Below are 11,793 nucleotides of genomic sequence, written 5' to 3'. Positions count from 1 at the left end.
CCCTTTATTGTTGATTCTTGTCAAGAAGCGTAATATAATATAGATAAGGTCAAAGAAAGTCAAAGTCAAACTTACTTTATTGATCAATCATTAAATGGTGAGGTGAATCAATTTGGATATAAATCAAATGACCTATGCAGTTCAAAGTGCATTACAGAATGCAATTGAATTAGCTAAAACAAATGAAAATCAAAATATTGAAATTGAAGCTGTGTTATCAGCAGCATTAACAGAAAATGAAAGTTTATTTAAAAGTATTTTCGATAGAGCGCATATTGATACAGAAAAATTAGATCAATCATATAAAGAAAAACTTAAAAAATATCCATCGGTCCAAGGGGATAATATTCAATATGGTCAATATATAAGTCAAAATGCTAACAATTTATTAAATAAAGCTGAAACTTATATGAAAAAATATGAAGATGAATATATATCCATGGAACATATCGTATTAGCTGCTATGGATATAGATGATACGACCAAACAATTTGTAGAAAATAAAAAAGAAGTAATAGAGGAAATTATAAAAAAAGTTAGAGGAGGCAATCGCGTGACATCACAAAATCCAGAAGCAAATTATGAAGCATTAGAAAAATACGGGCGTGATTTAGTTGAAGAAGTTCGTCAAGGTAATATGGACCCTGTCATTGGGCGTGACGAAGAAATTCGTAATTCAATCCGTATATTAAGTAGAAAAACCAAAAATAACCCGGTCTTAATAGGTGAGCCTGGTGTCGGTAAAACAGCAATTGTCGAAGGATTGGCGCAGCGTATCGTACGTAAAGACGTGCCAGAATCACTGTTAGATAAAACAATTTTTGAACTTGACTTAAGCGCACTTGTAGCAGGTGCAAAATATCGTGGAGAATTCGAAGAAAGATTGAAAGCAGTACTTAAAGAAGTCAAAGAATCAGACGGAAGAATTATTTTGTTTATTGATGAAATTCATATGCTTGTAGGTGCTGGTAAAACTGAAGGTGCTATGGATGCAGGTAATATGCTTAAACCAATGTTGGCTCGTGGGGAGCTACATTGTATTGGTGCGACAACTTTAAATGAATATAGAGAATATATTGAAAAAGATTCAGCTTTAGAACGTCGTTTTCAAAAAGTAAATGTATCTGAACCTAATGTAGAAGATACTATTTCTATTTTACGTGGTTTAAAAGAACGTTACGAAGTATATCACGGTGTTCGTATACAGGATAAAGCATTGGTAGCAGCAGCTGAATTATCAGACCGTTATATTACTGATCGATTTTTACCAGATAAGGCAATAGATTTAGTAGACCAAGCATGTGCGACGATACGTACTGAAATGGGCTCAAATCCAACAGAATTGGATCAAGTGAATCGTCGTGTTATGCAGTTAGAAATTGAAGAGTCAGCATTGAAAAATGAATCTGATAATGCCAGTAAACAACGTTTGCAAGAGTTACAAGAGGAACTAGCAAACGAAAAGGAAAAACAAAGTTCTATTCAATCACGTGTTGAAGAAGAAAAAGAAAAAATAGCTAAACTGCAAGAGAAACGTTCAGAATTAGATGAAAATCGAAAAGCTTTAGAAGATGCTGAAAATAACTACAATTTAGAAAAAGCTGCTGAATTACAGCACGGTAAAATTCCACAACTAGAAAAAGAATTACGTGAATTAGAAGACGCTTTCCAAAATGAACAAAGTGAAGACAATGATCGCATCATTCGTGAAATTGTTACTGATGAAGAAATAGGCGATATTGTTAGTTCTTGGACAGGTATTCCAGTATCAAAATTAGTTGAAACCGAAAGAGAGAAACTCCTAAACTTATCTGATATACTTCATGAACGTGTTGTAGGTCAAGATAAAGCTGTAGATCTAGTTGCTGATGCAGTTGTCAGAGCGCGTGCTGGAATTAAAGATCCTAATAGACCAATTGGTAGTTTCTTATTCTTAGGTCCAACAGGTGTAGGTAAAACAGAATTAGCGAAATCATTAGCATCAACTTTATTTGATTCAGAAAAACATATGATTCGTATTGATATGAGTGAATATATGGAAAAACACTCTATCTCTCGCTTAATAGGTGCCCCTCCCGGCTATGTTGGACATGAAGAGGGTGGACAACTGACAGAATCAGTTCGTCGTAATCCTTATTCAGTTATTTTGTTAGACGAAATAGAAAAAGCACATTCAGATGTGTTTAATGTGTTGTTACAAATATTAGAAGAAGGTCGTTTAACTGATTCACAAGGACGAGAAGTAGACTTCAAAAATACTATTATTATCATGACAAGTAATATTGGTTCACAAATATTATTAGAAAATGTAAAAGATACAGGCGTGATTACTGAATCAACAGAAAAAGCAGTAATGAATAGTTTAAACCAATACTTCAAACCAGAAATCATAAATCGTATGGATGATATCGTATTATTTAAACCATTATCCGTAAATGATATGAGTTTAATTGTTGATAAAATTTTAACACAATTAAACATTAGATTGATGGAACAACGTATTTCCATTGACGTTTCTGATAAAGCTAAAGCATGGTTAGGTGAGGAAGCATATGAACCTCAATTTGGTGCAAGACCACTAAAAAGATTTGTTCAAAGACAAATTGAAACACCACTTGCACGCAAAATGATTAGAGAGAATTTACCAGAAGGTACGTTAATAAAAATAGATTTATCAGATGATGGTTTAACATTTGAAGAAATCAGACCAGAAATAATATAAACTGAAAATAAATAGTACTTGAGATATCAACTCTCATAAAATAAGCCCGTAAGTGAACTAAGCAGTTCTTTTACGGGCTGTTATTATAATAATTCAGAATTTTGAATGTTCAGAGTGCTAATTAACAAATAGTATCAATGCAAAACCGTCATGACATATAGGTCATTTGAGATAGGATGTAGTAACAAAAAATGACAATNNAGAAATTGTCATTTTTTGTTAGTTCGAGGTATTTTACGTTCTGAACTTTTTTATTTGTATGTGATAAAAATTTAATGTTGTTCTTTCGTCTCATGCTTTGAAGGTTTAATAATCAAGTCAAATAATACGACAATGATTGTAAATACAATAGCACCAATAATAGGGGTAATTAAATTAAGTGCGCCCCCACCTGAAAGACTGTTAAGTACGAAATTTACCATTTGTAATAAGACAATAGACCAAAATAACACTGCGAGGTATTTCATTATGTAATGCCTCCAATTTAATATATATACATTCATTATAAATAAGAAAGCAGTATTTGTATAGTAGTAACTTAATAAAGTATAGATTTTAATTGTGCTAACATTTACGATAAACTATAATAAATAATGTGATTTTAATGAGTATACTAGGTGAAGTTCTTGTATTGGAAATATGTATTATGTTAAATTAATACCTGGTATTAAAAAATTATTAAGAAGGTGTACAACCATGAACGTGGGTATTAAAGGTTTCGGTGCATATGCGCCTGAAAAAGTAGTAGAGAATGCCTATTTTGAATCATTTTTAGAAACTTCAGATGAGTGGATTTCAAAAATGACAGGTATTAAAGAAAGAAGATGGGCTGATGAAGATGAAGAGACGTCTGATTTAGCTTATCAAGCAAGTGTTAAAGCTATCAATGATGCTGGTATAGAACCAACTGATATAGACATGATTATTGTTGCAACATCTACAGGAGATTTTCCGTTTCCAACTGTAGCTAATATATTACAAGATAGACTTGGAATCGGAAAAGTTGCTTCTATGGATCAGTTAGCTGCATGTAGTGGTTTCATGTATGCAATGATCAATGCTAAACAATTCGTACAATCAGGTGATTATAAAAATATTTTAGTTGTAGGAGCAGATAAATTATCTAAGATCACGGATTACACTGATCGTTCAACAGCTATATTATTTGGTGATGGTGCTGGTGCAGTAGTTATCGGTGAAGTGTCTGAAGGCCGAGGCATTTTAAGTTATGAACTTGGGTCAGACGGTTCTGGAGGAGAATATTTATATTTAAATCCAGAAAATGGTAAGATATTTATGAATGGACGAGAAGTGTTTAAATTTGCTGTTAGAATCATGGGTGAAGCTTCAAATAATGCAGTTGCAAAAGCAAATTTAGAACCAAAAGATATCGATATGTTTGTACCACATCAAGCTAATATTAGAATTATGGAATCTGCAAGAGAAAGATTAGGTATACCAAAAGAAAAAATGAGCGTCTCAGTTGATAAATTTGGTAATACTTCTGCAGCTTCAATTCCTTTAAGTATCGCACAAGAATTAGAAAATGGTAAAATTAAAGATGATGATGTTTTAGTACTTGTAGGATTCGGTGGTGGTCTTACTTGGGGTGCTGTAACTATAAGATGGGGAAAATAGGAGGATAATTTATGAGCAAGGAACATCGCGTTGTAATTACTGGTATGGGTGTTTTATCTCCAATCGGTAATGATGCAAAAACTTCATGGAAAAATGCACTAAATGGTGTTAGTGGTATAGACGAAATAACACGTTTAGATACATCAGCATATAAAGTTCATTTAGCTGGTGAATTAAAAGACTTTGATATTGAAGATTATATAGATAAAAAAGAAGCGCGTCGTATGGATCGATTCACACAGTATGCTGTAGTTGCTGCAAGAGAAGCGGTCAAAGATGCAAAACTAGAAATTAATGAAAATACTGCTGATAGAATTGGTGTTTGGATTGGCTCTGGTATCGGAGGCATGGAAACATTTGAATTATCACATAGTCAATTGCTAGAGCGTGGTCCTAGACGTGTGAGTCCTTTCTTTGTACCGATGTTAATTCCAGATATGGCTACTGGCCAAGTATCTATTGATTTAGGTGCAAAAGGTCCTAATGGTGCTACTGTTACAGCATGTGCAACAGGTACAAACTCTATTGGAGAAGCTTTCAAGATTATCCAACGTGGTGACGCTGATGCTATGGTTACTGGAGGTACAGAAGCACCAATCACACATATGGCTATAGCAGGTTTTAGTGCAAGCCGTGCCTTAACAACGAATGAAGATAAGGAAACAGCTTGTCGACCATTCCAAGAAGGTCGTGATGGCTTTGTGATGGGTGAAGGTGCAGGTATTGTTGTACTTGAATCATTAGAATCAGCAAAAGCGCGTGGTGCAGAAATTTATGCCGAAGTAGTTGGATATGGTTCAACAGGTGACGCTTATCATATTACTGCGCCAGCACCAGAAGGTGAAGGCGGCTCACGTGCAATGCAAGCTGCGATTGATGATGCTGGCATTGAGGCCAAAGATATACAATATTTAAATGCACATGGCACAAGTACGCCAGTAGGTGATTTAACTGAAATTCAAGCGATTAAAAATACATTTGGTGAAGCAGCTAAAAACTTAAAAATTAGCTCTACAAAATCAATGACTGGTCACTTATTAGGTGCAACTGGTGGCTTAGAAGCAATCTTTTCTGCCTTATCTATTAGAGATGGACGTATCGCACCAACCATCCATGCTGAATCTCCAGACCCAGAATGTGATTTAGACATCGTTCCTAATAAAGCTGAAGATTTAGATATTACTTATGCAATGAGTAATAGTCTAGGATTTGGTGGCCATAACGCCGTGCTTGTTTTGAAAAAATTTAACGACTAAAATAATATGTAATGTTAAAGGCTGAGACAATTTATTTGTCCAGCCTTATTTATTTTTGGCTAAATTTATTTAACAGATACGGAAATTTTATAAATAAGCTTTGGATAGTATAAAGTATGAAAAATTAATAATGCAGATAATTAATAGTAAAATACATGATTAATTTTGATATTTTGTATATTTATGACGTACACCTAATGTATAATGTGCTTTATATTTAGGTTAAAAGGAGGCAGTCAAGATGAAACGCTTCTCATCTTTATCAACAACTTTGAAAACACGAATGATTGCAGATTTTATCTTGATTATTGCAAGTCAAGCAATCATGCCTTTTATTGCACTTTATTTAACGAGTAAAGTGAACGCAGTTTTTGCAGGGACATTTTTAATTGTTAATATTGTGGTGAGTTTTATTGTGTCTTTCCTAGGTGGATATTTAGGCGATAATTATAATAGGAAGAAAATAGTGAATTATATCCATTTTTTATACGCAATTTGCTTAATTATTCTAAGTATTACGGTTACTATGAATGGCATCGGCTTACTAATTTTTTGCATTGCTGTGTTTATCTTTCAATTATTGTTTGCTGCAAGTGAACCAATATTTGAAGCGGCAATTATGGATGCTATATATGAAGATGTTAGAGAATATGTATACCAATTAAATTATTGGATGTTCAATATTGGTACAGCTATCGGTATGGCACTAGGTGCGTTGTTATACTTGGGACATAAACATTTATTATTTATCCTCTTCTTTATCGCAATGTTAGTGAGTTGGTATTTATTTGAAAAGTATTATAATGTTGAACAAATCATTAACAAAAAGGGAGATTTAACGACTAAGTTTAAACATTTTTTTGATAGTTATCGAGATGTAGTTAAAGACAAGTATTATATGATGCTAAATTTAGGTTATATGATGGTCATTATGGCTGAATTAAGTTTAAATTCTTATGTCGTGGTAAGATTGAAAGATGCTTTTGAACCATTATCTATTTTAGGTTTTTATATAGATGGTGTCAGAATGTTCACGGTCATTATGATTATTAACACAGTAGTAGTTGCAACTTTAACTTTTACTGTCAACAGAATTGTTGCAGCGACTTCAACTAGAATTGCATTTATGATTGGGATTGTCTTGTATACATTAGGATACAGTATTTTGACATCTGCAACATCGTTTTGGATTCTATGTTTGTTTTCAATTGTAGCGACGATAGGAGAATTAATATATTCACCTATCCAAAATGCACAAAGATTCTTAATGATTCCTGAAGATAAACGTAGTACGTATAGCACATTTGCGATGGTATCATTTTACGGTGGAAATATTTTAGCACGTTTTGGGCTTATTATTGGCGCATTTATATTGCCATGGATGATGTCAATCTATGTGGCAGTCATTGTTTTATTAGGATTTGTCTTACTTTATTATGCACTTTTCTGCAATCCCAACATTGATAATCGTAAACAAAAAAGGCTGGATTAGTTATTGTTATTAAATACAATTTCTAATCCAGTCTTTTTATATAGCAAATGATATGAAAATAGAAATAATGACATAAATAAGATTACAAAGAAAAGCAATTTTTACCCAAGAAGAGACAATATAAACATCTTTTTTAGGTTGAGTAGGTTTAAAAAATTCATCATTTTCAAACGCACTTCTATGTTTCTTTTTTGTCAATTGGTATTTTAGCCTTCTAAAACCAAAACTCGTGGGATCTAAAATGCCTTCTTGTACAATCAAAATGATAAAAAAGACAATTGCTAAGAGCATAGAGACATAAAATAAAGTATTAATAAAGTTTATCCAAGTATGGTTTGAAAATAGCCATAAAATAAATGAAATTATGGGTGTAAAAAGTAAAAAAATTACTAGGTGCTTTAAAAATTTCATGTTGGCGCCCCCTAAAAAGAATTAAATTAATTGTAACTTAAGTTAACTAAAAAATGAATAAAAATTACTATAAATTCGTTAACAACAGTATTTAATTAGAAGTTTAAAATTAAATAATTTTTAATTTCTTTAATAAAGTAAAGCAATAGAATATTGATTAAAATCTTAACTAAACGTATAATGTTATTAAATATTCTGAATATTGTGAAGGGAATGTTTAATTCGATTCAAAGGGGGATACGATATGCTTAAATATGTTTTAAAGCGACTGGGTTATATGATTTTGTCATTATTCATTATCATTACCATTACATTTTTCTTGATGAAACTTATGCCAGGTTCACCGTTTAACGATGAAAAATTAAATGAAGAACAAAAGCAAATTCTTAACGAAAAATATGGTTTAAACGATCCAGTACCAGTTCAGTATGCGAGTTATTTAAAGAATGTTGTTACGGGGGACTTTGGTAACTCATTCCAATATGATAACCAACCAGTTTGGGAATTAATCAAACCAAGATTATTACCATCTTTAGAAATGGGTTTAACAGCGATGGTGATTGGTGTCATACTCGGTTTAATTTTAGGGGTTATTGCAGCAGTCCGGCAAAACACTTGGGCTGACTATACAGCTACTGTAATTTCAGTTATAGCGGTTTCGGTACCATCATTCGTATTAGCTGTTTTATTACAATATGTATTTTCAGTAAGGTTGCAATGGTTCCCAGTAGCAGGTTGGGAAGGTGTTTCAACAGCAGTTTTACCATCTTTAGCACTATCAGCAGCAGTTTTAGCGACGGTAGCAAGATACATAAGAGCAGAAATGATAGAAGTGTTAAGTTCAGATTATATTTTACTTGCACGTGCCAAAGGTAATTCAACAATGAGAGTATTATTTGGACACGCATTAAGAAATGCTCTGATTCCAGTAATTACAATTATTGTGCCAATGTTGGCAAGTATATTAACAGGTACTTTGACAATTGAGAATATTTTTGGTGTACCAGGGTTAGGGGACCAATTCGTAAGATCGATTACCACGAATGATTTCCCAGTAATTATGGCGACAACCATTTTATTCAGTACACTATTTATAGTTTCTATATTCCTTGTAGATATATTATATGGTGTTATTGACCCACGTATACGTGTACAAGGAGGTAAAAAATAATGGCTGATAATAAAAATGAAAATTTAAATCAAGATTATTCAAATGCAGTTATGTCACATACCTCAGAAGGAATTCCAGCATCAGACTTTATTAGAAGTAACAATGACATTGAAAAAGAGCCAGAAATACAAAGAGAGAGTAAAAACTTTTGGCAGGATGCATGGTCACAACTAAAGCGTAATAAATTAGCGGTAGTTGGTATGATAGGGTTAATTATTATCATTATTTTAGCGTTAATTGGCCCTTTATTTAGTGCACATGACTATGCTGAACAAGATGTTGAAAGACGTAACTTGCCAGCAAAAATACCTGTTCTAGATCAAATTTCATTTTTACCATTTGATGGTGAAGGTGCTCAAGGTAAAGATGCGTATAAAGAAGCTGGAGTGAAAGAGAATTTTTGGTTTGGTACAGATCAATTAGGTAGAGATTTGTGGTCTCGTACTTGGCAAGGTGCACAAGTATCACTATTCATCGGTGTTGTTGCAGCACTGCTTGATATTTTTATAGGTGTTATTTATGGCGCGATTTCAGGATTTTTTGGAGGCCGTATTGATAATGTGATGCAGCGTATTATTGAAATTGTTGCGTCTATCCCAACGTTGATTGTTGTTATTTTATTCGTTTTAATTTTTGAACCATCTATATGGACGATTATATTAGCGATGGCTATCACAGGTTGGATTGGCATGAGCCGTGTGGTCAGAGGGGAATTCTTAAAATTAAAAGGTCAAGAATTTGTATTAGCATCTAAAACACTAGGTGCCTCTAAACTTAAATTAATATTTAAACATATATTACCTAATACTTTAGGGGTTATTGTAGTTACATCCATGTTTACAGTACCGAATGCAATCTTCTTCGAAGCATTCTTAAGCTTTATTGGTATCGGGGTACCAGCGCCAAGAACTTCTCTTGGGTCACTTGTAAATGAAGGTCGAGCAATGTTATTGATTCATCCACATGAATTATTTATTCCGGCTATTATTTTAAGTTTATTAATACTATTCTTCTATCTATTTAGTGATGGGTTACGCGATGCATTTGATCCGAAAATGCGTAAATAATAAAGGGGGCAACATTTTATGTCAGAAAGAATATTAGAAGTGAACGATTTGCATGTTTCCTTTGATATTGACGCAGGGGAAGTGCAGGCAGTACGTGGCGTGGATTTCTTTCTTGATAAAGGAGAAACGCTGGCGATTGTTGGTGAATCAGGTTCAGGGAAATCAGTGACAACAAAAGCTATTACAAAATTATTCCAAGGCGATACTGGAAGAATTAAAAAAGGTGTTATTAATTTCTTAGGTGAAGACTTAGCTAAAAAATCAGAAGAAGAATTGATTAAATTACGAGGTAAAGATATTTCTATGATATTTCAAGATCCAATGACTTCGTTAAATCCTACAATGAAAATAGGCAAGCAAGTCATGGAGCCATTAATGAAACATAGAAATTACAATAAGGCAAATGCGAAGAAAAGGGCGTTAGAAATATTAAATCTTGTAGGATTACCAAACGCTGAAAAACGTTTTAATGCCTATCCACATCAATTCTCAGGTGGACAAAGACAAAGGATAGTCATTGCGACAGCACTTGCATGTGAACCTAAAGTATTAATTGCAGATGAGCCAACTACTGCACTTGATGTAACGATGCAAGCACAAATATTAGAATTGATGAGAGAATTACAAAGCAAAATAAGTACTTCAATCGTTTTTATCACACACGATTTAGGTGTTGTTGCTAATATAGCTGACAGAGTAGCTGTTATGTATGGAGGACAAATGGTTGAAACAGGAGATGTAGATGAAATATTTTATGACCCTAAACATCCATATACTTGGGGGTTACTATCATCGATGCCTGATCTGACAACTGGTACAGATACAGCATTATTAGCTATTCCAGGTACACCACCAGATTTATTACACCCACCTAAAGGAGATGCGTTTGCTGAACGTAGCCAATATGCATTAGATGTAGACTTTAAAACTCCACCACCATGGTTCAAAATTTCTGATACACATTTTGTAAAGTCTTGGTTACTTGATGAACGCGCACCGCATGTTGAACCACCAGAAATGGTACAAAAACGTTTACGTAAGATGCCTAATAATTACGATAAGCCGCAACAGGTAGAAAGGGTGGCGTTTGATGATGCAAAATAAAGACATACTTTTACAAGTGAAAAATGTTAAACAATATTTTAATGAAGGAAAGCGTAGCGAAGTACGTGCAATTGAAAATATTTCATTTGATATTTATAAAGGGGAAACATTTGGACTAGTTGGTGAATCTGGTTGTGGAAAATCTACTACTGGTAAAGCAATTATTAAACTCAATGATGTAACGAGTGGAGAAATTCTTTATGACGGTGTAGACATTCAAAAAATAAAAAACCGTAAAGATTCTTTGAAGTTTAATAAAAAGATGCAAATGATTTTCCAAGACCCATATGCTTCATTAAATCCAAGGTTAAAAGTCATGGATATAGTGGCAGAAGGGATAGACATCCATAAGCTTGCTAGTGGAACAAAAGATCGTAAAAGAAGAGTTTATGATTTATTAGAAACGGTGGGACTTAGTAAGGAACATGCCAATCGTTATCCACATGAATTTTCAGGTGGTCAAAGACAACGTATCGGTATTGCTCGTGCATTAGCAGTAGAACCAGAATTTATTATTGCAGATGAACCGATATCAGCGTTAGATGTTTCAATTCAAGCACAAGTTGTCAATTTGTTATTAAAGTTGCAAAGAGAACACAATATTACATTTCTATTTATTGCTCATGACCTTTCGATGGTGAAATATATTTCAGACAGAATTGCAGTTATGCATTTTGGTAAGATTGTCGAATTAGGTTCTGCAGATGAAATATATAATCATCCGTTACATCCTTATACGAAATCATTACTTTCAGCAGTACCACAACCAGATCCTGAAAGTGAGCGTACGCGAAAAAGAACAGTGTATAAAGAAGACATGTCCAAAAACGATCAACGGTCTTTGAACGAAATACAACCAGGGCATTTTGTATTTACTACGGATGAGGAAGCAGAAACATTAAAATCTCAAATACAAGCACCATCAGTATAAG

Annotated in this window: 10 protein-coding genes; 8 read left to right on the top strand and 2 right to left on the bottom strand. The window is 33.4% G+C overall.

Annotated elements, in window-relative coordinates:
- Nucleotides 1–112: 112 nt before the first annotated feature.
- Nucleotides 113–2,722, top strand: a complete 2,610-nt coding sequence (clpB, locus tag KA856_RS09580; RefSeq protein WP_107386144.1) for an ATP-dependent chaperone ClpB — start codon at nt 113–115, stop codon at nt 2,720–2,722.
- A gap of 272 nt (nt 2,723–2,994) precedes the next feature.
- Here clpB and KA856_RS09575 read toward each other — a convergent pair whose 3' ends face one another.
- Nucleotides 2,995–3,189 (bottom strand): YjzD family protein, encoded by a 195-nt coding sequence (locus KA856_RS09575; RefSeq protein ID WP_046208047.1) that lies wholly within the window; start codon nt 3,187–3,189, stop codon nt 2,995–2,997.
- A 229-nt stretch (nt 3,190–3,418) separates the two neighbouring features.
- Here KA856_RS09575 and KA856_RS09570 point away from each other — a divergent pair, with 229 nt between their 5' ends.
- From KA856_RS09570 to KA856_RS09560, 3 genes are all read left to right on the top strand, one after another.
- Complete coding sequence (locus KA856_RS09570; protein WP_107384885.1) at nt 3,419–4,360, top strand: beta-ketoacyl-ACP synthase III; 942 nt, start codon at nt 3,419–3,421, stop codon at nt 4,358–4,360.
- An 11-nt stretch (nt 4,361–4,371) separates the two neighbouring features.
- A complete protein-coding gene (gene fabF / locus KA856_RS09565) occupies nt 4,372–5,616 on the top strand; it encodes a beta-ketoacyl-ACP synthase II (protein ID WP_107386145.1) in 1,245 nt (414 codons plus the stop codon).
- A gap of 241 nt (nt 5,617–5,857) precedes the next feature.
- Complete coding sequence (locus tag KA856_RS09560) at nt 5,858–7,108, top strand: MFS transporter (protein WP_107386146.1); 1,251 nt, start codon at nt 5,858–5,860, stop codon at nt 7,106–7,108.
- A gap of 36 nt (nt 7,109–7,144) precedes the next feature.
- On the opposite strand, the gene KA856_RS09555 is transcribed toward KA856_RS09560, so the two are convergent.
- Nucleotides 7,145–7,519, bottom strand: a complete 375-nt coding sequence (locus tag KA856_RS09555; RefSeq protein WP_107386147.1) for a DUF3899 domain-containing protein — start codon at nt 7,517–7,519, stop codon at nt 7,145–7,147.
- A 244-nt stretch (nt 7,520–7,763) separates the two neighbouring features.
- Between KA856_RS09555 and opp3b the strand changes: the two genes are divergently transcribed.
- The 4 genes from opp3b to KA856_RS09535 are packed head-to-tail and all read left to right on the top strand — an operon-like array spanning nt 7,764 to nt 11,792.
- Nucleotides 7,764–8,690, top strand: coding sequence for an oligopeptide ABC transporter permease (opp3b, locus tag KA856_RS09550; protein ID WP_107384881.1), 927 nt, complete (start codon nt 7,764–7,766; stop codon nt 8,688–8,690).
- On the top strand, nt 8,690–9,757 hold the full coding sequence (gene opp3C, locus KA856_RS09545; protein ID WP_107384880.1) for an oligopeptide ABC transporter permease: 1,068 nt from the start codon (nt 8,690–8,692) through the stop codon (nt 9,755–9,757). The genes opp3b and opp3C overlap by 1 nt, the downstream gene beginning before the upstream one ends.
- An 18-nt stretch (nt 9,758–9,775) precedes the next feature.
- Nucleotides 9,776–10,861, top strand: a complete 1,086-nt coding sequence (locus tag KA856_RS09540) for an ABC transporter ATP-binding protein (protein ID WP_107384879.1) — start codon at nt 9,776–9,778, stop codon at nt 10,859–10,861.
- Nucleotides 10,851–11,792: an ABC transporter ATP-binding protein gene (locus KA856_RS09535; protein WP_181187560.1), complete on the top strand. Its 942-nt coding sequence runs from the start codon at nt 10,851–10,853 to the stop codon at nt 11,790–11,792. The genes KA856_RS09540 and KA856_RS09535 overlap by 11 nt, the downstream gene beginning before the upstream one ends.
- Nucleotide 11,793 lies beyond the last annotated feature (1 nt).

The sequence above is a fragment of the Staphylococcus sp. GDB9P120P genome (assembly GCF_017893435.1).
Lineage (GTDB): Bacteria > Bacillota > Bacilli > Staphylococcales > Staphylococcaceae > Staphylococcus > Staphylococcus cohnii.
Note: the sequence above shows the minus strand (reverse complement) of the source record. Positions and strands in the feature narration are given on the sequence as shown.

Excerpts from the sequence above, each read along its gene's own strand:
- KA856_RS09555 (WP_107386147.1), bottom strand. The coding sequence starts at position 7,519 with ATGAAATTTTTAAAGCACCTAGTAATTTTTTTACTTTTTACACCCATA.
- KA856_RS09535 (WP_181187560.1), top strand. The coding sequence starts at position 10,851 with ATGCAAAATAAAGACATACTTTTACAAGTGAAAAATGTTAAACAATAT.
- KA856_RS09575 (WP_046208047.1), bottom strand. The coding sequence starts at position 3,189 with ATGAAATACCTCGCAGTGTTATTTTGGTCTATTGTCTTATTACAAATG.
- KA856_RS09570 (WP_107384885.1), top strand. The coding sequence starts at position 3,419 with ATGAACGTGGGTATTAAAGGTTTCGGTGCATATGCGCCTGAAAAAGTA.
- KA856_RS09560 (WP_107386146.1), top strand. The coding sequence starts at position 5,858 with ATGAAACGCTTCTCATCTTTATCAACAACTTTGAAAACACGAATGATT.
- opp3b (WP_107384881.1), top strand. The coding sequence starts at position 7,764 with ATGCTTAAATATGTTTTAAAGCGACTGGGTTATATGATTTTGTCATTA.
- KA856_RS09540 (WP_107384879.1), top strand. The coding sequence starts at position 9,776 with ATGTCAGAAAGAATATTAGAAGTGAACGATTTGCATGTTTCCTTTGAT.
- opp3C (WP_107384880.1), top strand. The coding sequence starts at position 8,690 with ATGGCTGATAATAAAAATGAAAATTTAAATCAAGATTATTCAAATGCA.
- fabF (WP_107386145.1), top strand. The coding sequence starts at position 4,372 with ATGAGCAAGGAACATCGCGTTGTAATTACTGGTATGGGTGTTTTATCT.